The 24,175-nt window shown below is 65.8% G+C and carries 18 protein-coding genes; 12 read left to right on the forward strand and 6 right to left on the reverse strand.

Features of this window, described 5'->3' with window-relative positions; translation table 11 throughout:
• Positions 1-175: 175 nt before the first annotated feature.
• Positions 176-2,437 (forward strand): glycosyltransferase, encoded by a 2,262-nt coding sequence (locus tag DFW101_RS19730; protein WP_009179824.1) that lies wholly within the window; start codon positions 176-178, stop codon positions 2,435-2,437.
• 27 nt (positions 2,438-2,464) lie between these two features.
• Here the strand turns inward: DFW101_RS19730 and DFW101_RS01795 are convergent, their stop codons facing one another.
• Positions 2,465-4,528 (reverse strand): acyltransferase family protein, encoded by a 2,064-nt coding sequence (locus tag DFW101_RS01795; protein ID WP_009179825.1) that lies wholly within the window; start codon positions 4,526-4,528, stop codon positions 2,465-2,467.
• 193 nt (positions 4,529-4,721) lie between these two features.
• Complete coding sequence (locus tag DFW101_RS19870; RefSeq protein ID WP_232286247.1) at positions 4,722-5,390, reverse strand: hypothetical protein; 669 nt, start codon at positions 5,388-5,390, stop codon at positions 4,722-4,724.
• On the opposite strand from DFW101_RS19870, the gene DFW101_RS01800 reads away from it, so the two are divergent.
• Positions 5,277-6,830, forward strand: coding sequence for a PAS domain-containing hybrid sensor histidine kinase/response regulator (locus tag DFW101_RS01800; RefSeq protein WP_232286203.1), 1,554 nt, complete (start codon positions 5,277-5,279; stop codon positions 6,828-6,830). The genes DFW101_RS19870 and DFW101_RS01800 overlap by 114 nt on opposite strands.
• A gap of 101 nt (positions 6,831-6,931) precedes the next feature.
• Here the strand turns inward: DFW101_RS01800 and divK are convergent, their stop codons facing one another.
• From divK to DFW101_RS01815, 3 genes are all read right to left on the reverse strand, one after another.
• Positions 6,932-7,288, reverse strand: coding sequence for a DVU0259 family response regulator domain-containing protein (gene divK / locus DFW101_RS01805; protein WP_009108838.1), 357 nt, complete (start codon positions 7,286-7,288; stop codon positions 6,932-6,934).
• Positions 7,289-7,608: 320 nt separating this feature from the next.
• Positions 7,609-9,960 (reverse strand): PAS domain S-box protein, encoded by a 2,352-nt coding sequence (locus DFW101_RS01810; RefSeq protein ID WP_009179827.1) that lies wholly within the window; start codon positions 9,958-9,960, stop codon positions 7,609-7,611.
• Positions 9,961-10,111: 151 nt separating this feature from the next.
• Positions 10,112-11,191 carry a TOBE domain-containing protein gene (locus DFW101_RS01815; RefSeq protein WP_009179828.1) on the reverse strand — a complete coding sequence of 360 codons (1,080 nt, stop codon included), beginning with the start codon at positions 11,189-11,191 and terminating at the stop codon, positions 10,112-10,114.
• A gap of 309 nt (positions 11,192-11,500) precedes the next feature.
• Between DFW101_RS01815 and hmcA the strand changes: the two genes are divergently transcribed.
• The 9 genes from hmcA (at position 11,501) to DFW101_RS01855 (ending at position 21,453) form a co-directional block, all read left to right on the forward strand.
• Positions 11,501-13,267 (forward strand): sulfate respiration complex hexadecaheme cytochrome HmcA, encoded by a 1,767-nt coding sequence (gene hmcA, locus DFW101_RS01820; protein WP_009179829.1) that lies wholly within the window; start codon positions 11,501-11,503, stop codon positions 13,265-13,267.
• 27 nt (positions 13,268-13,294) lie between these two features.
• Positions 13,295-14,350 (forward strand): sulfate respiration complex iron-sulfur protein HmcB, encoded by a 1,056-nt coding sequence (gene hmcB / locus DFW101_RS01825; RefSeq protein WP_009179830.1) that lies wholly within the window; start codon positions 13,295-13,297, stop codon positions 14,348-14,350.
• Positions 14,350-15,525, forward strand: a complete 1,176-nt coding sequence (gene hmcC, locus DFW101_RS01830; RefSeq protein ID WP_009179831.1) for a sulfate respiration complex protein HmcC — start codon at positions 14,350-14,352, stop codon at positions 15,523-15,525. The genes hmcB and hmcC overlap by 1 nt, the downstream gene beginning before the upstream one ends.
• Positions 15,526-15,543: 18 nt before the next feature.
• A complete protein-coding gene (gene hmcD / locus DFW101_RS20125; protein ID WP_009179832.1) occupies positions 15,544-15,678 on the forward strand; it encodes a sulfate respiration complex protein HmcD in 135 nt (44 codons plus the stop codon).
• Between the two features lie 32 nt (positions 15,679-15,710).
• Positions 15,711-16,388, forward strand: coding sequence for a sulfate respiration complex protein HmcE (gene hmcE / locus DFW101_RS01835; RefSeq protein WP_009179833.1), 678 nt, complete (start codon positions 15,711-15,713; stop codon positions 16,386-16,388).
• Between the two features lie 38 nt (positions 16,389-16,426).
• The gene (gene hmcF / locus DFW101_RS01840) at positions 16,427-17,830 is read left to right on the forward strand and encodes a sulfate respiration complex iron-sulfur protein HmcF (protein WP_009179834.1); all 1,404 of its coding nucleotides are present in this window, start codon (positions 16,427-16,429) and stop codon (positions 17,828-17,830) included.
• A gap of 56 nt (positions 17,831-17,886) precedes the next feature.
• Entirely contained in the window at positions 17,887-18,822 is a 936-nt protein-coding gene (locus tag DFW101_RS01845; protein ID WP_009179835.1) for a universal stress protein, read from the forward strand.
• 236 nt (positions 18,823-19,058) lie between these two features.
• Positions 19,059-19,418 (forward strand): response regulator, encoded by a 360-nt coding sequence (locus DFW101_RS01850; protein WP_009179836.1) that lies wholly within the window; start codon positions 19,059-19,061, stop codon positions 19,416-19,418.
• Positions 19,419-19,497: 79 nt separating this feature from the next.
• Positions 19,498-21,453, forward strand: coding sequence for a hybrid sensor histidine kinase/response regulator (locus DFW101_RS01855; RefSeq protein WP_009179837.1), 1,956 nt, complete (start codon positions 19,498-19,500; stop codon positions 21,451-21,453).
• Between the two features lie 64 nt (positions 21,454-21,517).
• On the opposite strand, the gene DFW101_RS01860 is transcribed toward DFW101_RS01855, so the two are convergent.
• Positions 21,518-22,423, reverse strand: coding sequence for a hypothetical protein (locus DFW101_RS01860; RefSeq protein WP_009179838.1), 906 nt, complete (start codon positions 22,421-22,423; stop codon positions 21,518-21,520).
• Between the two features lie 197 nt (positions 22,424-22,620).
• Between DFW101_RS01860 and DFW101_RS01865 the strand changes: the two genes are divergently transcribed.
• A complete protein-coding gene (locus DFW101_RS01865; RefSeq protein WP_009179839.1) occupies positions 22,621-24,126 on the forward strand; it encodes a circularly permuted type 2 ATP-grasp protein in 1,506 nt (501 codons plus the stop codon).
• Positions 24,127-24,175: the final 49 nt, after the last annotated feature.

The raw sequence follows: 24,175 nt of genomic DNA on the forward strand, positions 1-24,175 counted from the left end.
AGGGCGTGCCCCGCGTCCGGCCAGGGGCTGGCGCCACCTTGACACGTCTGATAGCGATACCTATCCAGGCTGCGGCCAGCGGAACGGTCCCTCTGGCTCTGGCCCGAAAATCCGTCCCACGTCCCATCGCCGCCTTCCGCCGGAAGGCCCGAGGATTCGTCTGCTGCAGCGATCAATGTCCTTTGACCTCACCCCGGGGGCGCTTTTGCCCAGCGAGCCGCGCGTGCCCGACCGGGCCGGCATGTCCGCCCTGACCGAGCGGCATCTGCTCCCCGCCCTCCCGGGTTTGCAGGCCCTGTTCCTGGGGATTCGCGCCCATCTCGACCCTGGCCTGCGCGCGGCCCGGCCCGTGAAGCTCGGCAAGCCCTATCCCCTGGGCCAGTGCCTGGAAATCTCGCTTGCCGTCCAGCAGCAGCTCAAAGGGCTCGATCCGCGCACCCTGGCTCCGCCCGCCGCCGCCGGCCACGCCGCCCTGGCGGCCTTCCTCCGGGCCGGCGGCACGATGCGCCGCGTCTGGGGCGACCTGCGCGGCCAGTACTTCCAGAACGCCTTTCTCGCCGGCACCCTCTATATCGACGTCGCCAACGACACCGTCATGCCGACCAAGCCGAAGGTCGAGATCCTGCCCTTCGACCAGGCGCGGCTCCACCCGATCGCCGACTACCGCCACTACGCCCGGATTGCCGAACGCTACTGGCAGGCCACGGTGTGGCCGAACCACGTCGTCCCGGAACTCGCGCCGTACTGTCCCCTCATCACCGTCTCGCCGGCCGGGGTGGCGTCGCTGCGGGATGTGGGGGACTACATGATGGCCCTGACCCTGTCCCAGGGGTTTGCCCCGAGCCGGGCGGTGCTGGCGGGCGAGCCCCTGCCGGGCGAGGTGTTCGAGCGTCTGGCGGCGGCGCTGGTCGGTTCGCCCCTGACCCTGGCCACCGGTCCCGAAGCGGGGCGGGCCGAGGCCCTTGGCCACTGCTTGGCCTACCGGGCCAAGCGCTGGCACCGCCAGCCGGCAATCCTGCAACGCATGCTCCATTTGACCGACAAGGCCAACCGCAGCCTGGCGCGGGCCGGGGCCAACGAGACCCCTTGCGCCGCAAACGCTGCCCCTGGGTGTTCCCGCCCCATGCATGTTCTTTTCGTCCACCGGCATTTTCCCGACAAGTTCGCGTTCCTGGCTCCGGCCTTGGCCCGGCGGGGACACAACGTGGTCGCCCTGACCATGCGGCAGACCGAGACGACGCAGTGGCAGGGGGTGACCATCGTTTCCTACGGCACCGCACGCGGCACGACGCCGGGCGTCCACCCCTGGGTGAGCGACTTCGAGGCCGAGACCATTCGCGGGGAGGCCTGCTTCCGGGCCGCGCTGCGGCTGCGCGAGCAGGGATTTACGCCCGATGTGATCGTCGCCTCCCCCGGTTGGGGCGAGAGCCTTTTTCTGAAAGAGGTCTGGCCCCAGGCCACGCTTGGCATCGGCTGCGAATGCCACCACCGCCCGCCGGGGGCGATGGCGGCATTCGATCCGGAGTTTCCGCCTGCGGAGGCGGAAGAGGCCTGCCGTTTGCGCCTGAAAGGCCTCGGCAACCTGCTGCACTGCGAAACGGCCGACGCCGGCCTCAGTCCGACCCGCTGGCAGGCGGCCACGTTCCCCGAGCCGTTTCGCAGCCGGATCACCGTGGTGCATGACGGCATCGACACCGATGCCGTGGTCCCGGACCCGGCGGTCAGCCTGACGCTCAACGGCCACCTCGTCCTGACCCGCCAGGACGAGGTGGTCACCTTCGCCAGCCGCACCCTGGAGCCCTGCCGGGGCTACCACATTTTCATGCGGGCCCTGCCGGAGATCCTAGCGCGCCGGCCCCATGTCCGGGTGCTGATCGCCGGCGGCGACGAGGCGGGTTTCGGGCCCCCTCCCGATGCCGCACGGTACGGCGCCCCCACCTGGAAGGAAGTCTTCGCCCGCGAGGTGCGTCCGCAGATCGCCGACGCCGACTGGGCCCGGGTGCATTTCCTGGGCGTGGTCCCCCGCCCATTTTTCGTCCCGCTGCTGCAGCTCTCCACGGTGCACGTGTGCCTGGCATACCCGCTTGTGCCCTCCGCAAGTCTCCTGGAAGCGATGAGCGCCGGTTGCGCCATCGTGGCCAGCGACACGCCGCCGCTGCGGGAAGCCGTCCGGCACGACGAAACCGGGCGGCTGGCGGGATTTTTCGACGTGGCCGGGTTGGCGGGCGAAGTCTGCGCCCTGCTCGGCGACCCGGCGGCGCGGCAGCGCCTGGGAGAGAACGCCCGCCGGTTCGCCCGAGCCCATTACGACCTGCGGACCCGCTGTCTGCCGCGACAGATCGAGTGGGTGGAGGGGTTGCCCGGCGATGCGAACCGCCGTGCCGGCCTGGCCGAGGCCGGGCGGCCCGCCAACGGGCTTTCTTCCCGGGACTTCTGATGTGTCAGCCCGTTCTCGGCTGCACTTTTACTTGGCGACGACGGTGAGGCCGTCCATGACGTGGCGTTCGAATGAGGGCAGGAGCACTTTGTTGGCGTAGCCGGTGTAATGGTCGCCGTCGAAATAGAGCGGCCGGCCCTCGGCGTTGGTCCGGCATGGCCCGGTCGGACACAGGGCCGGCAGGGGGTCCCAGACGCTGACGCCGGGGACCGTGGCGGCGAGGGCGGCCATGGCCTCGAGGACCGGCCGGCGCAACGCCTCCATCAACCCGCGGTCCATGGTGTCGCCGGCCCGGCAGATGGGATTTTGCCGGTTGAACCAGTCGGCGCAACGGAAGGGCACGGTCTCGAAAACGGGTGGGGGCGCTTCGAACACCACGCGCACGCCCCGCTTGGTGAAAGCCTCCAGCAGGACGGCGGTTTCGGCCACGGCTGCCTGGCGGCCCCGGGTGGCCGCCGGCGAGGACAGGCCCGCGATCACCTCTTCGGGGGTGGCGACGCGGCTCCACTGGGTGACCATGGGCAAGAGGCGCAGGGAAGGCAGGAAAAGGACATCCCCGGGACGGGCCCGCTCCAGCACGTCCCGCAGCCAGGCCGCGCGGCAGGCGTGGCAGGGATCGTCCGGGCCGGCGTCCTTCTGGAAAAGATCGAAGACCGGGCAGCCGCCCTGGGCATACAGGTAGGCTTCGCCGCCGTGGTCAAAGACGAAGTGTTTGAGCAGGAGCGTGTAGTGGATGGCATGGGAATCGCCCATGACATACAGCGCGTGGGGAAACGGTTCCCGGGGAGGCGTTCCGGTCCGCGAGAACCGGGTGAAGACGCAGCCGGCGGCATCGAGGGGGGTGGCGGCCACGACTTCCTGGCCGGCCGGGTCGCGCAGAAAGCCGTCAAAGAGATACCAGTCCGTGCCGTTTCGCATCACCCGGCTGAGCGACAGGCCGATCTGATGCCCGGCCAGGGTGTCGGCTCCCCAAAAGCCGAGGCCGAGGAGGGCCAGGCCGCCGACCAGGACGTAGCCGCGATGGACGCGCCGGCGCAGCCGCAGAACCGGGGATTCCACGAACCGGTAGGACAGCCAGGCGAAAACGAGGGAGAGGCCCACTGCCGTGAGCCTGCTCTGGGGCGAGTCGATGCCGCCGGTCCAACGGAACAGGACGATGACCGGCCAATGCCACAGGTACAGGGAATAGGAGATGCGCCCCAGAAACCGCAGGGGCCGCGCGGTCAGGAACCTGTCGGCCAGCCCGCCGGGCCTGCCGTGCAGGCTGCCAAGGAGGCCGAGGCTCGCGGTCACGGGGAGCAGGCAGGCCGGATAGGGGGCTTTTCCCTGGCTGGCGGTGGCCGCGGCCAGACCGAAGGCCAGCAGGGACAGGGCGGCGAGCCAACGCAACGGCCGGCTGGGCGGGCTTGGTGCGGCAAACGAATGGCCACGCAGGGACATGACCTGAAAAAGGAGCACGCCGGCGGCCAGTTCCCAGAAACGCGTCCACAGCATGTAAAAGGCCTGGGACGGATCGCGCGCGCCTATTTTCCAGGCCAGGGCCAGGGTGGCTGCGGCGGCAAGGGCGAACAAGAGGATGGAGAGCTTCTTTCTCCCACGGCCCCACGGAAAAAAGAGCAAGGGAAGGCACAGGTAGAACTGCTCCTCGATGGCCAGGGACCAGGTATGGGTGAACATGTTGAATTCGGCGTTGGGTGAAAAATAATCCCGGCCGGCCCGCACCAGGGCAAAGTTGGACAGGCCGAAAAACGAGGCCAGCCCGGTGTCGAGATTCGCCGTGGACAGGGTGGAGGCGGGGATGAACAGGGTCGTGGCGATAAACGCCGCCGCCAGGGAAACCACCAGCGCCGGGGTGATCCGGGCCAGACGCCTGGCATAGAAAATGGATACGAAATTGAGCCACGTTCCGTCCACGTACTGGCTGGCCGACAGGCTGACCACGAAGCCGGAAATGACGAAAAAGGCGTCCACCCCCACGAATCCGCCCGGCATCCAGGCGGCATCGACGTGGTAGAAAAGGACCGCCAGGACGGCCAAAGCGCGCAGGCCGTCAATAAACGGCGCATACATGACCTTTTGCTGCTCGGGCAAGAGAGGCGCTCTCCTTTGAAGCGGCGTTGCCGGCCTTTGGCCGGGTGTACGGCTTTTGCAGTGCCCGGGGCCCGTGCGGGCGTCGTAGGGCTGCGGGACAGGCCGACCGCTACCACTACCGCCATGCATTTTCAGGCCTTTCGCGGCCCAGCCGGTGTGTGACCGCCTTCATCGGAAACGGTGAACCGTTCCGTCAAGACTTTTCAGCCTGAGGTGCGGCGTCAACGGTTGATGCCCGGGCCATTTTTTCCGCAACGGTGCCGGCCCCGGGCCGGTGAAACAAGACGGGTCCTTTGGGCGACTCTGTTTGTGACAGACCGCTTGCGTCAGCTTTCAGACGATCAAAATCCGAGCGGCCGGGGCCCTGCCGGCGGGCCGAACGATCAGGCGCGCGGCCGGATCGTTCGGCCGGCCCCCCTTGGGCGCGGTCTGCGCAACCGGACAGCCCCGGACGGATGACCGCCCGGCCCTCGGGCCGCAGGCGGGCTCCCGGGCGCGGATATTGCAAGCAGTTTTCCGTATGCCCGTTTTCATGCTTGCGGCCTGGCTTTACATCCTTTAGAACAAGAAAAGTAAAAAAGGCCCCCATGGGGACGAGTATCTTTTCATGGGCCGGCAATACTCGATATTTTTCAGGGAGAAAAGGAAGAAGCCAACAGTGGACAATCAAAGCCGCATGTTTGGAGATCAGAAGATGCAGAAAATTCAAATGTCTTTTGACATTTTTTTCGATCAGGAGGCAGTCGGTATCGTTCAGGTTGATCTTGAAGGCAGTGTTATAGCGGCGAATTGGAAGTATTGCAGCATTACAGGATATAGTATTGAAGAAATAGAGCAGCAACAGTTCCTGAATTTCACTCATCCATCTTATATGAATATCCAGATAGAACAGACTGAAAAGCTGATTGATGGCTCTACTCGGACATTTGACAGCGAACAACAGTATTGCCGTAAGGACGGGACGGAGATTTGGGTTCGCCTCACCGTCTGCCCCGCTCGGGACGAGGGAGGCCGGCCGAAGACCCTCATCGCCTTTGTCGAGGACATCACGGATCGGATCGAAAGCGAAAAACGGCTGCGCCAGGCCAAGGAGGAGGCCGAACAGGCCAACCGGGCCAAGAGCGAATTTTTGGCCAACATGAGCCACGAGATCAGGACGCCCATGAACGGCGTCATGGGCATGACCGATCTGCTCCTCATGAGCGGCCTTTCCGGCCCGGCCCGGGAGTATCTGCAGCTGATCAAGCAGTCCGGCACGTCGCTTCTGCAGATCATAAACGACATCCTCGACCTGTCGAAGATCGAATCCGGCAAGTTTGTCCTCGATTGCCAGGCCTTCTCCCTGCGCGACAGCCTGGAGACCATCCTGCATCCCCTGCGCCTGGGCGCCAGGGACAAGGGGCTCGATTTCCGCCACGTCATCGCCGCCGATGCACCGGACAGGCTGCTCGGAGACAAGGGACGGCTGGGGCAGGTGCTGACGAATCTGGTCGGAAACGCCATCAAGTTCACGGAAAAGGGCATGGTCCGCCTGTCCGTGGAGCCGGACCCGGAGGCCGCCCTGCCGCAGACGGTCCGCTTCCTGTTTCGGGTCCAGGACGACGGCATCGGCATCCCCGCAGAGCGGCTGACCGACATCTTCGAGCCCTTCAGCCAGGTGATAAAGTCCGGCCCGGCCGCTGGGGGCGGCACGGGCCTTGGGCTCTCGATTTCCAAATGCCTGGTCGGGATGATGGCCGGCCGGATCTGGGTCGAAAGCACGGTCGGCAAAGGGAGCATTTTCAGTTTCTCCGCCCAATTTGCCCTCGACCCGGGAAAAGAGGGGTGTTGCCCGGTGGCGCAACGGCCCCTGGACCCGGCGATCCGGTCGGGCCTGGCCATCCTCCTGGCCGAGGACGAGCCCATCAACAGGCGCGTGGCGGTCGAACTCCTCTTGCTACGGGGGCATACCGTCGAGACGGCGCAAAGCGGCGGCGAGGTGTTGGCCAAGCTGCGCCAGGCGCCCTTCGACCTCGTCCTCATGGATGTCCGGATGCCGGATATGGACGGGATGGAGGCGGTGCGGGCCATTCGGCGCGGCGAGGCCGGAGCGGACACGGCCGGGATCCCGGTCGTCGCCCTGACGGCCTATGCCCTCAAAAACGACCGCGAACGCTTCCTCGCCGCCGGCATGGACGACTACCTGGCCAAGCCGCTCGATCTCGACGGGCTGGACCGGATTCTGGAGAGGATTGCGGCCGCCGGCGAGCGGAAGGGGAGGGGGAAAGGGGATTACCCCGCCGCAAAGAAGCCTGCGTCGTAAGGGGAACCAAACGGCGCCGGCGGGCCGGGATGGCGCGGATTTCGTCCGGGTGGCAGCGGGGCCGGTCCCTGCCAGAACCGGCCCCGCTGTCCAGGCCCCGGCTACTCGCCGCAGGCCTTTCGGACCGCGGTCAGCACGGCCTCGGGCTCAAAGGGCTTGTGGATGGCGGCCACGGCCTTGCGGATGGCCATGTCGTGGCCGGACAGGCCGCTTATGACCACCACGGGCAGGTTCTTGAACTCTTCTTTCTGGGAAAATTTGCGGTAAAAGCGGGGGCCCCACTCGTGGGGCATCTCCAGATCGAGGGTGAGGCAATCGGGCCGTTCGCGTTCCAGCACTTCCATGGCCGCGTCGCCGTCGGAAGCACTGCACGTTTCAAAACCGTTATCCCCAAGCAACGTGACGAGATAGGAGACGATCTGCGGATCGTCGTCCACCACCATGATTTTCTTGGCCATGCCCGTCTCCTTGGAAGGACCGCGGGCCCGTGGCCCTGGTCCCGAACGCGGTTTGTCGCTGTCTGCGCCTTCGCCTGCCGGCAGTACCGGTTGATTCCTAGCACAAGCGGCCCGCCCCGGGGAAGCCGGTTTCCAGCCCGGGACGAGCCCGGACCGGCCGGGTTCCGGTTGCGGCCGGCCGTGGCCGGAACCCCGAAGGCGTCCATACCCTATTGCACAATAGAATAGTGTGAAATCATTTCAAGAAGATACACTGATTCTATCGCGGTCGCAAGACGTGCCGGGCCAGACGGGGCCGTGGGGGACTGATCGTCCAAGGCCTAGGTCCGGACGGGCTTGTCCCCCTTTTGGCGCGGCAGCCGGACCAGGAAGCGGGCCCCCTGGCCCGGTGCGGCCACGGCCTCGATGCTGCCGCCATAATCCTTGATGATCCCGTAGCTGATGGACAGCCCCAGGCCCGTGCCCTTGCCCACGGCCTTGGTGGTGAAAAACGGTTCAAAGACCTTGTCCTGGATATCCGTCGGGATGCCGGGACCGGTGTCCGCGATTTCCGCCACCACGAAGTCCTCCTCGGCAAAGACGCGCAAACTGACGCGCTTGGGCGCCCCCGGCTGCGACGCCGCCCGTTCCTCGATGGCGTCCCGGGCGTTTAAGAGCAGGTTCATGAACACCTGCTCCAGGCGGTTGGCCTCGGCCAGGACCGGGGGCAGGTCCGGACGGATGTCGCAGGCCACCTCGATGTTTCGCACCTTGAGCTGCTGGGAGAAGAGTTCAAGGGTCCGGGAGAGGACCTCGCCGAGGTCCACCGGGCCGGTCACGAGGTCGGATTTGCGGCCGAATTCGCGCATGTGGTTGATGATGCGGGTGGCCCGGGAGATGTGCCGGCCGATGCCGTCGGCCATCTCCTGGAAGAGCTCCCGGGGCACGGGCTCGTCGCGCCGGGTTTTGCGCAGGAGGTAGTCCGTGATGGTCTGGATGACGGTCATGGGCTGGTTGAGTTCGTGGGCGACGCTGGTGGCCATTTCGCCAAGGGTCGCCATCTTGCTCGCCTGGATGAGCTGCTGTTCGGTTTCGAGCCGGTGGGTGATGTCCGTGACCGAGGCCAGATAGACCTGACTGCCGGGATAGGCGGCGGTGGAGACGCGGATGGAGACGTAGATGACCTCCCCGGATTTCCGGCGGTGCCGGGCCCGGTCGATGGCGTGCTCCTCGCGGATCACCCGCTCGTGGCCGGTACGGTCCTGGTTCAGGAACAGGTCCAGAAAGCCCAGGCCGATGAATTCGCCCTGGCTGTAGCCGTACGTCTCCACGGCCTTGGCGTTGCACTCGAGGATGGCGAGGCTCTCGCGGTCGAGCACGAAGAGGGCCGTCGGGATGCAGCTGAAGATGGCCAGGTACTTCTGGCGTGAACGTTCAAGTTCTTCTTCAAGAAATTTGCTGTCCGTGATGTCCAGGCTCATCTCCATGACCGTGGACACGTTGCCGGCCGCGTCGGTCATGGGGGCGGTGCTGACGAAAAACGAGCGCCGGCAGCCATCCTTGTCCAGGGTGATCTCCTCGGTGGCGTGGGGCAGCCCGTCCTCGAAGGTCCGGATGACCGGGCAGTTGGGGCAGGGGGCGTCCAGGCCCTTGTAGACCTTGTAGCAGTATTCGCCGGGTTTGGCGTGGAACTCGCCGGCGAAGAACTGGTTGTAGCTGACGAGTCGGAGATTTTTGTCCTGGACCGTGATGATGCAGGGCACGTGTTCGAAGAGGTCCTGGTAGCGCCGCATCTGCCGGGCCAGCTCGGCCTGTTTGGACAGGACCTCCCGGCCCATGCTGTTTATGGCCCCGCCAAGTTCCCCCATCTCGTCGGACTGGCGGACATCGACCCCGGTGAAGTCCCCGCCGGCCGCGATGGCCCGCGTCGCCCGCATCATCTTCCGGACCGGCACGTGGACCAGCATGTGCAGGCACAGAAAAAGGATGAGGAAGATGGCTGTGGCGATGCCAAGGGCCATCAGGAAATTGACCCGGGTGAACCGGGCCAGGTTGGCCTCGGTTCCTTCCAGGGAGACCACCATGTCGAGGAGCCCGAGGATCTTCTTGCCCGGCGGATGGACGTGGCAGGGATCGCCCGAGCAGGAGGCGTCGTTGGCGATGGGGGAGATGATGCCGATGCTCTTCTGGCCGTTGGAATCGACGAAGATCCTGGTGCGCTCCTTGGTGTTCAGGTGGGTGCGGGGAGGCTCCGTGCGGTGGCAGACATAGCAGGCCTCCTGCTTGATGTCGGTCGTGCCGTCGATTTCGTGGACCTGGTTCGAATACTTGATCTCCCCGCGCTTGTTGTAGATGCGGATGGTTCTTATCGCCGACTGGGTGCCGATGTTGCGGATGATTTCCTGGGTGGCGTCCGGGGCGTAGGTCAGCATGGAGTCGTGGAGGCCGAGGATGATGGTCGTGCCCAGGCGGTCGATGTCCGAGACCGTGTTCTCCATGGACAGGTCTTCCATGGCGTCGATATTGAGCGAGGACCACAGGAAAAAGAAGAACATGAGGGCCGCGCCCGAAATGATGGCCAGCTTGGTGATGAGCGAACAGCGGATTTGCAGCAGCAGGCACGCCGCCTTCCGCAAAAAGCGGGAGAGGATCGGGAGCAGGCTTGCGGTCCCGGGCCGCGTGTCATCGGTCATGATCGTCTCCGGCGCGGGGCGGCCGGACCGGCTTTCGCCGCCCGCCTCGCGCGCCCTTCGGGAAACGGGGAAAGCCGGTCCCGGAACATCTTCGCCCAAAGTGTGACGCCGTTTCCATACGGATGCCGCATTCCATGGCCGGGCGCCAAGCTCAGGCCGCGCTCACGGTGATCGAAAACGCGCCGGTCATGGCCCAGACCGCCTCTCCCACCTCGAGCCGCATCTCGGCCAGGATCTCCGGCGTGATGACGGAACAGAGCCTGGCCCCGTCCTCCAGCATGACCACCACCTCGGCCGTGTCCGTGCCGAGCATGATGCGTTCGACCATCCCCCGGAACCGGTTGGGCCCGGCGGCCCCGGTGCGGACGGACTCGTCGCGGCTCAGGCGCGGCGGGCGGATGCGGGCGGTCACCAGGCTCCCCTGGCGAAGCCCCATGGTCCGCAGATGGTCGTTTGAAAGCACCGTGACCAGCCGGTGGCCGCCAAGGGTCTCCACCTCGACCAGGGATTGCAGGTCGCCCGGGGTTACGGTTGCCACCGTGCCGGCAAAGACGTTGCGGCTGTCTTCGGGCGAATGCTTGTCCCGGTCAAGCAGGGCCATGTCCAGGGCCGCCGAGTCTTCGGCCGGAAGCTCCAGAAAGGCGGCCGTGGAATTGGCCGTCAGGTGCCCGAGGCTGCGCTGGATGGCGCCGAGGGGCACGCCGCCGCGCAAAAGCTCGATGCCGCGCGACCGGCGCAGCGTGTTGGGATTGGCCAGGTGCCTGGGCAGGCCGCAGTCCCCGGCCCGCTCGTAAAGCACCCGGCGGACATAGCCCTGGTCCAGGGCCAAAAGCGTGCCCCGGAAGGGATCGTAGTCGGGATCGCGCAGGATCTGGCACAGCTCGGCATGGAGGTCGTGGGGCAGATAGACCTCGCGCCAGGGCTTGGCGTCCTCGCCCCGGCCGCCGAGGCGGACCTTGCGGCCGACCAGATCGAAGTCCTCCTGGTCGTTGACGGCCAGGGCCTCGCCGAGCTTGGCGCCGGTGTGCCGCAGGAGCAAAAAGACCAAACGGCAACGGTTTCGTGATATTAACGAGCGTTTGCCGCGCGCCTTGGACATCCAGTCCGTGAAGGTCTGGTCCAGCCTATAGAGCTGCTCCGTGGTCAGGAATTTGCCGTGCGTCGCGCCGGAATCGGCCCCGCTGGCCGCCGGCTCAGCGCCAGGCCCCTGGATATCCTGATTCTCTTGCAAAATATTTCCTATGTTGTCCGGCCATGGGCCCTGCACGCAGGGCGATGGCCTGTTTTAAAGATGACGACAGCTGTCGAGAATCAAAAAATCAGGTGACAAGTTTCACAAAAGCCGCTAAGCACGTACCTCACGTATTGCAGGCAAATCGTGATAATTTTTTGCGGCGCTGTCAAGAGCCTTTTTCGGGCTGCCATGACCGGCCCGCCGGCGGACTGGCCTTGGCCAGTCGCGGCGGGAGGGCGCGCCAAAGGACCGAGGCCAAGGGGAGATGGGTGAAGTGAACACGTCAAGCAGAAGGTCGAAGAAGGTATGAAAAACGCAAAACGGCGCATGGGAACACTGCTTGTCGTCCTGACCCTGGTCGGGTCCGGCGGCTTGCTGATGCTAACGGCTGGACAAGGCGCGGCCAAGGAGCAGGGGGACGACAAGCTGCGGGCGGACATCCTCTCCATTGACGAACTCAAGGAGTTTGGACCCCTGACCCAGCCTCCGGTCGTCTTTCTTCACGACAAACACACCGCCGCCCTCGGCAAGCAGAAACAATTCTATCAGAAAGAATGCGGCACATGCCACCTTTCCAGCAAGGAAGGGACCATGTACCTCGGCTACCAGCGCGACGACACCCCCTTGTCCGGGGACAAGCTGAAGGACACCTTCCACAACAACTGCATCAAGTGTCACATGGACATGTCCGCCGCCGGCGTCAAATCCGGCCCCACGGATGTCCAGTGCAAGGGCTGCCACAACGGCAAGCCCGACGTCGCCTCCAACTGGCAGCCCATCGTGGTGGACAAGCGCCTGCACTTCCGCCACGCCGTCACCCAGGAAAAAGCCGAGAACAAGTGCGGCGCCTGCCACCACGTGGCCGACGAGGCCACCGGCAAGGCCGTCGCTGTCAATAAGCCGGAACAGGTCGCCGGCGCCTGCGTGTACTGCCACACGGAGACCGGTTCCGTGGTGGCGGGCCGCAAGCCCGAGAAGATCCGGTCCCTGCGCCTGGCCGCCCACGGCGAGTGCGTGACCTGCCACCGCTCGGTCGCGGCTTCCGGCGGCAAGGACGTGGCCACGGGCCCGGCCACCTGCGCCGGCTGCCACGGTCCCCTGGACCAGAAGGCCATTGCCGAGACGTCGCTCAAAAAGATTCCCGCCGGCGCGGACCTGCGCATCAAGCGCGGCCAGCCCGACTTCGCCATGATCCGTCCGGCCGCCGTGGCCGATCCGGTCGTCGGCGCGGACGGCAAGCCGGTCAAGCCCTACGGCATGCCCCCGGTTCCCTTTGACCACAAGTACCACGAATCCAAAAACGAGACCTGCGTCTCCTGCCACCACGCCTCCCTGACCTCCTGCGCGGCCAAGTGCCACACCGTGGCCGGGTCCAAGGAAGGCGGCTTCGTCACCCTGGAAGCGGCCATGCACAAGGTCGACGCCGGCCAGAGCTGCGCCGGCTGCCACGCCACCGTGCAGAAAAAGCCCGAGTGCGCCGGCTGCCACGCCCAGATGAAAAAGGGTGTGGGCGACATCGGCCAGTGCGGCTCCTGCCACGCCAAGCCGGCCGACAACCTGGAGAAGGCCGCCGCCGACTTCATGAACAGCTCCGACAAGGACGCCGCGGCCCTGGCACCGGCCCTGGCCGAGAAGCTCCTTTCCGGCAAGCGCCAGGCGACCGCCACCTTCGCGGTCGAGGACATCCCCGAAACCGTGACCATGGCTTCCCTGTCCAAGGACTACGAGCCCTCGGTGCTGCCGCACCGCAAGATCGTCCTGTCCCTGGTCGGCGGCATGAAGGACAGCAAGCTGGCCGGCGCCTTCCATGAAACCGACGCCGCCGTCTGCCAGGGCTGCCACCACATGAGCCCGGCCACCAAGACGCCGCCCCGGTGCGGCAACTGCCACCCGGCCACCGAAGGCATGGCTGCCTCGCCCCGGCCGGACCTGCGTAGCGCCTACCACCTCCAGTGCATGGGCTGCCACACGGCCATGGGCATCAGTGGCAAGGTGGTCGACAAGGCCCCCGGCGCCAAGCCCATCCCCCTGTCCACGGATTGCTCCGGCTGCCACGCGGCAAAGAAAAAATAGCACCCCAACCATCGAGGTCGCGGTACGATGAAACGAAGACACTTTCTGGGCCTTATGGGAGCGGCCGGGGTGAGCCTGACCAAGGCCGCCACGGCCAAGGCCGCCTCCGGCGCGGATGTCGCGGGCCTGCCCAATGCAAACGGCGTCCTTTTCGACGCCACCCGCTGCATCGGCTGCCGCAAATGCGAGGCTGCCTGCAACCAGGTCAACGACCTGCCCAAACCCGCCAAACCGTTTGACGATCTCACGGTCATGGACACCGACCGGCGTACCGACGCCAAGTCCTATACCGTGGTCAACAAGTACGTGCCCAAGCCCGGCGAAAATCCGGTCTTCCGCAAGATCCAGTGCAACCACTGCATGGAACCGGCCTGCGCCTCGGCCTGCTTTGTCCGGGCGTTCAAGAAGATGGAGACCGGCGCGGTCGTGTACGACGCCTCGGTCTGCGTCGGCTGCCGCTACTGCATGGTGGCCTGCCCGTTCAACATTCCGGCCTACGAATACGACAAGGCGCTGACCCCCCGGATCATGAAGTGCACCCTGTGCCATCCCCGGATCCTGGAAGGCAAGCTCCCCGGCTGCGTCGAGGCCTGCCCCAAGCAGGCGCTCCAGTTCGGCAAGCGCCGCGAGCTCCTGAACATCGCCTGGGACCGCATCGGCGCCTCGCCCGACCGGTATGTCGAGCATGTCTACGGCGAACACGAGATGGGCGGCACCAACTGGATCACCATCGCGCCCAAGCCGTCCTTCGCGGCCCTTGGCATGGACGAGCACCTCGGCACCACCTCGGCCCCCGAGCTGACCGCCGGGGCCCTGGCCGCCGTGCCGGCCGTGGCCGGCGTCTGGCCGGTGCTTTTGACCGGCATATACGCCATCACCAAGCGCAAGGACAAAATCGCCGAGCAGGAGAAGAAGGCGGCGGTCGAGGCGGCCATCGCCAAGGCCAGCGCCGACGCCGAAGCCAAGCTGGCCGAGGAGCTGACCAAGGCCGAGGTCGCCAACAAGCGGCGCATCGAGGTCGAGGTCAAGAAGGCCCTTGAGGCCGCCCACAAGGAATCTGCCGAGGGCGGGGAGGACGCGTAATGTCGACGGAACAGACCAAAAACGGTTCCCTTGTAACGCCGTTTAACATCATAGCCGGCATCATCCTGGCCGCCGGCGTCATTGTGACCATCATGCGCTTCACCATGGGCCTTGGTTCGGTCACCAACCTCACGGACAACAATCCCTGGGGCATCTGGATCGGCTTCGACCTCCTGTGCGGCGTCGCCCTGGCCGCCGGCGGCTACACCACCTCGGCCGCCTGCTACATCTTCGGCTTCAAGCGGTTCCACGCCGCGGTGCGGCCGGCGATTCTCACGGCCTTTCTCGGCTACGCCCTGGTCGTCTTTGCCCTCAACTACGACGTCGGCCGCCCCTGGCGCCTGCCGTATCCCATCTTCTACCAGCAGGGCACGACCTCCATCCTCTTCGAAGTCGGCTTGTGCGTGTTCATCTACCTGACGGTGCTCTTTCTGGAGTACCTGCCGGCCGCCCTCGAATGGAAGGGCGGCTTCGACAAGTACCGCGGCATCCTGGTCAAGCTGACCATGGGCCTGACCATCTTCGGCGTCATCCTGTCGACGCTCCACCAGAGCTCCTTGGGCGCCCTGTACCTCATCGCCCCGTCCAAGCTGCACCCGCTCTGGTACACGCCGTACCTGCCGATCATGTTCTTCATGTCGAGCATGTTCGCCGGCCTGTCCATGGTCATCACGGAAGGGACGCTCTCGCACAAGTACTTCCATCACAAGATGGACGAGGATTACAACGCCAACTACCTGGACCTGCAGTTCGCCTTTGCCAAGGGCGCGGCCTGGATCATGGCCGGCTACCTGGCCATGAAGGTCCTGGGCTTGGCCATGGACAACCGCTGGCCGTTCCTTTTCACCGGCTACGGCGCCTGGTGGCTCTTCGAGATTGTCGGCTTCGTGGTCCTGCCGTGCTACTGCTATGCCGTCGGCTACCGCGACCGCAACATCGGGCTGGTGCGCATCGCCGCTCCCTGGACCGTGGTCGGCATCATGCTCAACCGTTTCGACGTCAGTCTCATTGCCTTCAACTGGCAGCTGCCGAGCCCGCTGCGCTACTTTCCGAGCCTGGGCGAAATCATCATTTCGCTTTTTGTCGTCACCATCGGTGTGCTGATCTTCCGGTTCATCGTCACGCGCATGCCGATCTTCTATGCCCATCCCGCTTACAAAGACTCGTCCCACTAGGATAAAGGGAGACAGGCCATGTTCAATACCCTGCAAGACCTGATGCTGCACAACAAGAGCATTACCTACGTGCTCATGGGCGTCGTGCTGATCTGCTTCATCGGCTTCTGGCACTTCCTGACGGGGCGGGAAGAGCGCAATCGGCGCTACTAGGCCGATCGGACCTCGAGCTAAAGGAGAAGACCATGTATGCATTCCTGACAGGTCCGATGCTGTGGCTGTCGTTTGCCATCTGCATCGTCGGCTGCGCCTGGCGCGTCGTCAAATACGTCAAAGGGTTGAGCTGGCAGCTCGACCGCGTCCCCTACGGCCACTACCGCGATCTGGCCCTAAAGGGTGCGCTCAAGTCCATCTTCCACTGGCTGACCCCCTATGCCTCGTGCAGCTGGCGGGCCAAGCCGGTCTTTGCCACCGCCTTCTTTCTGATGCACATCGGGCTGGTCATTGTGCCGCTCTTTCTCTTCGCCCACGTGATGCTGGTGTCCGAACGCTTCGGCCTCTCCTGGCCGACCCTGCCGGCCGGCCTGGCCGACGTGCTGACCATCCTTGCCATCCTGGCCGGGGTGTTTATCGTCTTGCGCCGCATGGGCCTGCCTGAAGTGCGCATCATCACCACCGCCCACGACCTGTGGATCATGGCCATAAGCCTGGCCCCGCTGGTCACCGGCTTCGTGGCCGCCCACCAGGGCGGGGACAACAACGCCTGGCTTCTGGCCCACATCGTCACCGGCGAAATCTGGCTCATTGCCATTCCCTTTACCAAGCTGTCCCACGTGGTGCTGTTTTTCTGCTCCCGGGCCCAGATCGGGGTGGACTTCGGCGTCAAACGCGGCGGCCAGCGTGGCAGCGGCATCGTCTGGTAGAAACGGCCGGCCTGGTCACGGCCAAGGAGTGAAAGGGTATGCCTGAAGGAATCTACTGCAATAAGAAGCCGATCACGACGGAAGAGGACCTCAAAGCCCTGCTTTCCGATACGCGCGGCACGAAATATTACCAGGAAATGATGGAGCTGGAGGTGGACCGCGAAAAGCTGTGGGCCACCATCCAGAAAACCTGCAAATCCCGGACCCAGACCTGGCTCGACGTCTGCGCCCGGTGCGGCCTGTGCGCCGACTCCTGCTTCCTGTATCTGGTCAACGACCGGGACCCCAAGCAGGTCCCGTCGTACAAGATCCAGAGCACGCTTGGCGAGATGGTGCGCCGCAAGGGCGACGTGGACAACGCGTTCATGCGCCACGCCATGGAAGTGGCCTGGTCCCAGTGCACCTGTTGCAACCGATGCGCCATGTATTGCCCGCACGGCATCGACATGGGCGTCATGATGGGCTACACGCGCGGCCTGCTCTATTCCCAGGGATTCGTGCCCTGGGAGCTCAAGATCGGCGCCGGCATGCACCGGGTCTACCGGGCCCAGATGGACGTGACCACCGAGGATTGGACCGAGACGTGCGTGTGGATGGAGGAAGAGCAGCAGGACGACTGGCCCGGGCTCGAAATCCCCATCGACAAGGAAAACGCGGACATCATGTACACGTGCAATGCCCGCGAGCCCAAGCACTATCCCGAGGACCTGGCCGAGGCGGCCATCCTCTTCCATATCGCCGGCGAGAATTGGACCGTGCCCTCGGAAGGCTGGGAGCAGACCAGCCTCTCCATGTTCGCCGGAGACTGGGAAGCCTGCAAGCTGCAGGTGGAAAACGTCTACGCGGCCATCGAGCGCTTGAAACCCAAGCGCGTCATCGGCACCGAGTGCGGCCACGCCCACCGGGCCACCGTCATCGAGGGCCCCTACTGGGCCGGCCGGGCCGACGGCCAGCCGCCCGCGCCCTACATCCACTACGTGCAGTGGGTGGCCGAGGCCCTTCGCACCGGCAAGCTCAAGATCGACCCGACCAAGCGGATCAAGCAGAAGGTCACCTACCAGGACTCCTGCAACTACATCCGCAACTGGGGCCTGGCCGACACCGCCCGCGAGATCCTGAGCTACCTCGTGGAGCCCGGGTATCTGGTTGAAATGACGCCCAACAGGGAGCATAACTACTGCTGCGGCGGCGGCGGCGGATTCAACGGCATCGGCAAGTTCCGCCCCCAGCGCAACAAGGCCCTTTTGACCAAGCGTGACCAGATTCTGGCGACCGGAGCCAGTCTGGTCATCGCCCCGTGCCACAACTGTTGGGACGCCATCCGCGACCTCGAGGAAGAGTACCACATCCACATCGACTGGTCTTTCCTCAAGCCGCTTTTGATCAAGATGGTCATCGTGCCCGAGCACCTGAAGCCCAAGGAAGAGGACGACGAGGAATAGGGCCGGGATTGGCGCGGCAACGAACAACGGACCGTTCAAGCTCCATGGGGGTCGGAATGTTTGGCAAGATAGTGTTTGCGACGTCGGGCGCGCCGGAATGCGACAGCGCGGCCCGGGTGGCCTTCGACATGGCGAGCCGCTACGGCTCGGAAATCGTCGTCTTCCATTGCCTGGGCATCGTGGGCAAGGGGGACAGCAACCTGGTGCTCGATGTGCGCACGGGCGAGGAAGTGGACCCGGACGCGGAATACCTGGAAGGGGTGGCCGAGGAGCTGCGCACCACCTATGCCGTCCAGATGTCCGCCTGTCCGAAAAACCGCATCGCCCTGGCCGTCGGCAACCCTTCCCGGGAGGTGCTGCGCATCGCCCGCCAGGAGGACGCGGACCTGATCGTCATGGGCGCCCGGGGCGCGGGCCTGGAGGCCGGCGGCTTCTACCGTCGCGGCGTCATCGGCGGCACTCACCAGAAGGTGGCCAAGGCCGCCCGCTGTCCGGTTTTGACCGTCAGCCGCCCGGCCGCCTCCTTCTGGGGCGGCTTCTCCAATATCGTCTACGCCACGGACTTCTCCAAGGCGTCGGACTCCGCCTTCAAGCTGGCCCAGGCCATTGCCCGGGAGGTGCAGGGCGACCTGCACCTGTTCCACTGCCTGGATCTCGGCCGCCTCCAGTCCCCCATCGCCCTGACCCAGGAGGGCATCGAGGGCCGGCTGGCCGAGGCCCGGCGCAAGCTGCAGGTCGAGTACGCCGCCAATCTGGGCGACCTGGCCAAACGGACCACCCTGGAAGTCTGGGAAGGTTCGCCGTATGTTGAAATCGTCAAGTTCGCCCGCGAGCGGCAGGCTGACCTCATCGTCATGGCCCACCATTCCCGGGATGCCGATGCCGACGAACGGCCTTTCGGCACCACGCTGGAACAGGTCCTGGTGCGGGCCACCTGCCCCGTGATCAGCATCAACCGGCCGGACAAGCTGCCCCCGGTGGCGGAGGCCTAGTGTTGCGACCCTTAAAAAATACGTCAGTATTTTTTAAGAAAAAATAATCATCTGCGATGATTGTTCATTAAAAAAGTATTTGCTTTTTTCATGGACGCGACACTGGACCGCCATGGGCCCGGCCCGGCCCGGAACCCGCACGGCCGGCGCGGCAGACGCGCCGGTTTCGGGTCCCGGGCCAGGCTCGCGCCCGTGCCGCGAGCGCCTGTCCCTCCAAGCAAAGGAGAAGTGGAGCCATGACCAAGAAGACCATTTTGACGGTGGACGACGATCCCAACATCCGCGACTACCTCGAAGCCCTTTTCACCGACAACGGCTACAACGTGGTCACCGCGGAAAGCGGTGACGCCGCGCTGGAACTGCTCAAGGACCTGCGGCCGGACCTCATCACCCTGGACGTCGAAATGCCGGACAAGTCCGGTCCCTGGGTGAGCCGGGCCATCGCCAAGGACAGCGGCCTGGCCGCCATTCCCATCGTCGTCATCACCGGCCACTCGGAACTCGGCTACATCATCCCCAAGGCCGCGGCCTTCCTGGCCAAGCCTTTCGATGCCGATGAAGTGTTGCGCGTGGTCCGTCAGACCATCGGGTCCTGACGTCCGCTGACAAGGGGCCGTCCCGGCCGGGACGGCCCCTATGCCTGGCCAGCAGTGCGAGCTGCCGCGAAGGACCTCCATGAGCGAGACCTTGCTCCTTGTCGACGACGAGGAAGACATCCGTCGGTTTCTGGGCCTTTTTCTGGCCGACCTCGGCTATGTGGTCCATGCCGCCGCCAATGGCGAGGAAGCCCTGGCCATGTTCGACGAGGTCAATCCCTCGATCGTCCTGACCGACATCAAGATGCCGGTCATGGACGGGCTCGAACTCTTAAAGCGCATCAAGGCCAGGAGTCCGGACACCGAGGTGGTCATGATCTCGGGGCACGGCGATATGGACCTGGCCATCAACTGCCTGCAGTACGAGGCCGCCGATTTCGTCACCAAGCCCATCAACCACGACATCCTGGACGCGGCCTTAAAGCGCATCGACGAGAAACTGTCCCTTCGCCGGGAACTGCGCCAGTACACCCAGAATCTCGAAAAGCTCGTGCGCGAGAAATCGAGCCGCGTGGTCGAACTCGAACGGCAGGTGGCCGCCGGCCAGATGGTCGAGACCATGTGCCAGGCCATTTCCGGCCTGTCCGCCGATTTCGGGGACGGGGCCGGCTATTTCAACGAGATGCCGTGCTTCGTGGCCGTGCACAACGCCTCCCTCGAGGTGGTGGCCACCAACCAGCTCTACAAGGAGCGTCTCGGCGACATGGTCGGGCACCACAGCTGGGAGGTCTACGTCGGCCAGGCCCTTCGCGGCTTCGACGGGCCGGTCTGGAAGACCTTCGAGACCGGCAAGGGCCAGCGGTCCCGGGAGACCATGCTCTGCAAAAACGGCCGGGAGCTGCCGGTCATGGTCCACACCTCGCCCATCGCCACCACCGACGGCAAGGTCGAGCTGGTCCTCGAGATGGCCGTCGACGTCAGCGAAATCAAGCGCCTCCAGGAAGAACTGCGGGTCACCCAGCAGAAGTACATGGATCTTTTCGACGCCACGCCCTGCTATATCGCGGTCCGGGGCCCGGACTGCCGGATCGTGGCCAACAACCACCGGTTCGCCGAGGACTTCGGCGAGAGCGTGGGGCGGACCTGCTACGACGCCTTCAAGCACCGCTCGGAACCCTGCCCGGACTGCCCGGCCGAGGCGACCTTTGCCGACGGCCAGCCGCATTACCAGGAATCGGTGGTCACTACCAAGGGCGGCCAGCAGCGAAACGTGCTCATCAGCACCGCCGCCATCCGCAACGCCGCCGGCGAAGTGGTCGAAGTCATGGAGATGTCGGCCGACATCACGAGCATCCGCCAGCTCCAGAGCCACCTGACCTCCCTTGGGCTCATGCTCGGGTCGATTTCCCACGGGGTCAAGGGCATGCTGACGGCCCTCGAGGGCGCGGTCTACCGGGTGGAATCCGGGCTCAAGCGCGGAGATGCGCCCCGGGCCGAGGCTGCGGCCGAAGCGGTCAAGACGCTGGTCGGCCGGGTCCGGGCCCTGGTCCTAAACGTCCTTTATTACGCCAAGTCCCGGGAGCTTGCCCCGGAGACCGTGGACGTGGCCGCCTTCGCCTCCGGCATCGCCCAGACCGTGGCGCCCAAGGCCGCCCGGGAGGGCGTGACCCTGACCGCGGCCATCGGCCAGGAGCTCGGCGCCATGGACGTCGACGCCGGCAACCTGTCGGCCGCCCTGGTCAACATCCTGGAAAACGCCGTGGATGCCTGCCTCGGCGACACGTCCAAAACGGAGCGGCACATCGAATTCGCGGTCTCGCGCGAGGACGGGCAGGTGATTTTCGACATCACGGACAACGGCATGGGCATGGACCAGGAGACCCGGGAAAAGGCCTTCACCCTCTTTTTCTCGTCCAAAGGGCTCAAGGGCACCGGGCTTGGGCTTTTCATCGCCAACGACATGGTGGCCAAGCATGGCGGCACCATCGATCTGACGTCCGAACCGGGCGTGGGCACCCATTTCCGGGTCCGCCTGCCGGAACGGCCGCTGGTCGCCCCGGCCGTCGAGGCCGCCGTCCCGGCGTCCGGGACCTGATCGGTTTCCTTTTCTTTCCCCGCGCCGGGGCGGCGGGACAGGCCGCCCCGGCCGCGCCGCCGGTTCACCGCTCCGGGTCGCCGAGGGCGGCCAGCATCCCGTCCATATCCGAAAACGTGCCCAGATCCAGGCAGCTGCCCAGGGTATCCGGGGCCGGTCGGCCGGTCACGGCCAGGATGGCCGCATCGGCGAAATCGAGTTCCCGGCGGATGTCCGGGGCGTGCAGGTAGGGCAGGCGGGCCCCGGTCAGGAGCAGGGTCTCGAAATTGCTTTTGGCCAGAGTCTCCTCCTGGAGCCGGGCGCGCCGGAGTTGGGCGGAGAGCTGCCCGCGCCGGGCGACGAGCGCCGGGAGCGGCAGGGCCCCGGCCGGAAGGCCGGCCAGGAAGCGCAGGACGTAGCGGAGGATCTCGGAAGCGTTTGGCGCGCCGCCCGGCAGGCGTTCGGCCAGGGAGCGGAAAAACGAGGCCGCCCCGGGCGTCCAGTCCGGGCCGGTCTGGCGGGCGGCCACGGCCAGAGACAAGGCCGCGTCCGGGCCGAACCGGGCGGCGAGCAGGGCCGCCGTTTCCCCGGGCAGGGTCCGGGTCGGGGCCAGGCGGCCGACGAACCGCCGGACATCGTCCGGGGAAAGCGGCACCACAAGCCGGGAACCGTCCGGCAGGACGGCCACGGCCCGGGTGACGCGCCCGGCCAGTTCTTCGGCCAAAAGCGCCGCTTCGGCTTCGTCCGGACGGGCAGCGGCCAGGGCCGGTTCCAGGGCCAGGGCGACGGCCTCGCCCGGGAAAAGGAGCAGTTCGATGAGGCTCGCCGCCTGGGGATCGCCCGGGTCGGCGAGCAAGGCGGCCAGGGCGTCCGGGGGCAGGTCGCCGTGGGTCGAGCGGATGAAGTGGGCCACGGCCTCGTCCTGGGGCAGCCCGGCCGCGAGGATGTCCGCCACGGCCCGAACCAGGGTGTTGTGGGCAGGGGAGTCCATGGCTCCCTGGTATGCCCGCAACCGCCTCCTGTCCACCGGTCCCGGGCCGGAAGCGCGATTGCCGTTGACAGGGCTGTGACGCATCGTTTAACAAAAAAGTCAATCAGGCCGGGAAGGTCGGCGGCGCCGCAAGCCTTGTGTGGGTTTTTCGCGCGTCCGGCCAGGCCCCCTGTCACCACCGGCAGCGAGGCTCCCCCATGTCCCGGAAGATGGACTTCGCCGGCTACGACCGCGGCCCCTTTCACGACGAGATGTTCGGGGCGGACGGCGCACCCCGGCCCGGCTGCCGCCTGCTCTACGAAAAAATCCTGTCCCTGCCGCCGGGCGAGGTTCTGGCCCGCCAGGCATCGGCCGAGCAGGCCCTCTACGACATGGGCATCACCTTTACCGTCTACGGCCACGAGGACGGGACGGAAAAGATCTTTCCCTTCGACATCATCCCCCGGGTCATCGAGGCGGCCGAGTGGGAAGGCCTCGAACGGGGGCTCGTCCAGCGCATCCATGCCCTCAACCTCTTTATCAATGACATCTACGGCCAGGGCCGCATCCTGGCCGACGGGGTGGTGCCCCGGTCGGTGGTCGAGTCCTCGTCCGGCTACTTTCCGGAGTGCCGGGGCCTTTCGCCGCCGCGCGGGGTCTGGTGCCACATCACGGGCACGGACCTGGTGCGCGACGAGGCCGGCCGGTTCCTGGTCCTGGAGGACAACCTGCGCTGCCCGTCCGGGGTCTCCTATGTCCTGGCCAACCGCCGCATCCTCAAGCGCACCTTTCCCGAGGTCTTCGAGGCCATGGACATCCGGCCGGTGGACGACTACGCGCCGCTTCTGCTCGACATGCTCCATGCCATCGCCCCGGCCGGCGCCGCCCGGCCGACGGCCGCCCTCCTGACGCCGGGCGTCTTCAATTCCGCCTATTTCGAGCACACCTTCCTGGCCCAGCAGGCCGGCATCGAGCTGGTCGAAGGCCGGGACCTGGTCGTGGCCGACGGCTACGTCCACATGCGCACGACCAGGGGCCTTAAGCGCGTGGATGTCCTCTATCGGCGGGTCGGGGAGGATTTCCTCGATCCCCGGGTCTTTAGGCCGGATTCGCTCCTCGGCGTGCCGGGCCTCATGGAGGTCTACAAGGCCGGCCGGGTGGCCATGGCCAACGCCCCGGGCACGGGCGTGGCCGACGACAAGGTGGTCTACGCCTATGTGCCGAAGATGATCCGCTACTACCTCGGCGAAGAACCGGTTCTCGAGAATGTGGAGACGTTCCTGTGCTGGGAGGACAAGGCCCGCCGCCATGTGCTCCAAAACCTCGACACCATGGTGGTCAAGGCCGCGGCCGAATCCGGCGGCTACGGCATGCTGGTCGGCCCTGCGGCCACGCCCGAGGAACGCCGGGCCTTTGCCGCCAAGATCGAGGCCGATCCCCGGAACTACATCGCCCAGCCGACCATCGGCCTCTCGCGCACCCCGGTCATTGTCGGCGACCGGTTCGAGGGCCGCCACGTGGACCTGCGGCCCTACGTCCTTTACGGCGAGGACATCCGGGTCATCCCCGGGGGACTCACCCGGGTGGCCCTTAAAAAGGGGTCGCTGGTGGTCAACTCCTCCCAGGGCGGCGGCAGCAAGGACACCTGGGTCCTCGGACCGGGGGCGGCCGCGGCCGCCCCGGCCGCCGACAAGCGGGGGCAGGAGCAGGGCCGGCGGGGTTGAGGCATATGGCCGCGCCGGCGGCCGCAAGCGACCGATTTGCAGGAGGACC

Origin of the sequence: Solidesulfovibrio carbinoliphilus subsp. oakridgensis (genome assembly GCF_000177215.2) — a bacterium.
GTDB classification, from domain to species: Bacteria; Desulfobacterota; Desulfovibrionia; order Desulfovibrionales; family Desulfovibrionaceae; genus Solidesulfovibrio; species Solidesulfovibrio carbinoliphilus.

Bases quoted from the DNA above. Each gene is read 5' to 3' on its own strand.
- DFW101_RS19730 (WP_009179824.1), top strand. From the start codon at position 176: ATGTCCTTTGACCTCACCCCGGGGGCGCTTTTGCCCAGCGAGCCGCGC.
- hmcE (WP_009179833.1), top strand. From the start codon at position 15,711: ATGTATGCATTCCTGACAGGTCCGATGCTGTGGCTGTCGTTTGCCATC.
- DFW101_RS01845 (WP_009179835.1), top strand. From the start codon at position 17,887: ATGTTTGGCAAGATAGTGTTTGCGACGTCGGGCGCGCCGGAATGCGAC.
- hmcF (WP_009179834.1), top strand. From the start codon at position 16,427: ATGCCTGAAGGAATCTACTGCAATAAGAAGCCGATCACGACGGAAGAG.
- hmcA (WP_009179829.1), top strand. From the start codon at position 11,501: ATGAAAAACGCAAAACGGCGCATGGGAACACTGCTTGTCGTCCTGACC.
- DFW101_RS01860 (WP_009179838.1), bottom strand. From the start codon at position 22,423: ATGGACTCCCCTGCCCACAACACCCTGGTTCGGGCCGTGGCGGACATC.
- hmcC (WP_009179831.1), top strand. From the start codon at position 14,350: ATGTCGACGGAACAGACCAAAAACGGTTCCCTTGTAACGCCGTTTAAC.
- divK (WP_009108838.1), bottom strand. From the start codon at position 7,288: ATGGCCAAGAAAATCATGGTGGTGGACGACGATCCGCAGATCGTCTCC.
- DFW101_RS01865 (WP_009179839.1), top strand. From the start codon at position 22,621: ATGTCCCGGAAGATGGACTTCGCCGGCTACGACCGCGGCCCCTTTCAC.
- DFW101_RS19870 (WP_232286247.1), bottom strand. From the start codon at position 5,390: ATGAGTGAAATTCAGGAACTGTTGCTGCTCTATTTCTTCAATACTATA.
- hmcD (WP_009179832.1), top strand. From the start codon at position 15,544: ATGTTCAATACCCTGCAAGACCTGATGCTGCACAACAAGAGCATTACC.
- DFW101_RS01855 (WP_009179837.1), top strand. From the start codon at position 19,498: ATGAGCGAGACCTTGCTCCTTGTCGACGACGAGGAAGACATCCGTCGG.
- hmcB (WP_009179830.1), top strand. From the start codon at position 13,295: ATGAAACGAAGACACTTTCTGGGCCTTATGGGAGCGGCCGGGGTGAGC.
- DFW101_RS01810 (WP_009179827.1), bottom strand. From the start codon at position 9,960: ATGACCGATGACACGCGGCCCGGGACCGCAAGCCTGCTCCCGATCCTC.
- DFW101_RS01850 (WP_009179836.1), top strand. From the start codon at position 19,059: ATGACCAAGAAGACCATTTTGACGGTGGACGACGATCCCAACATCCGC.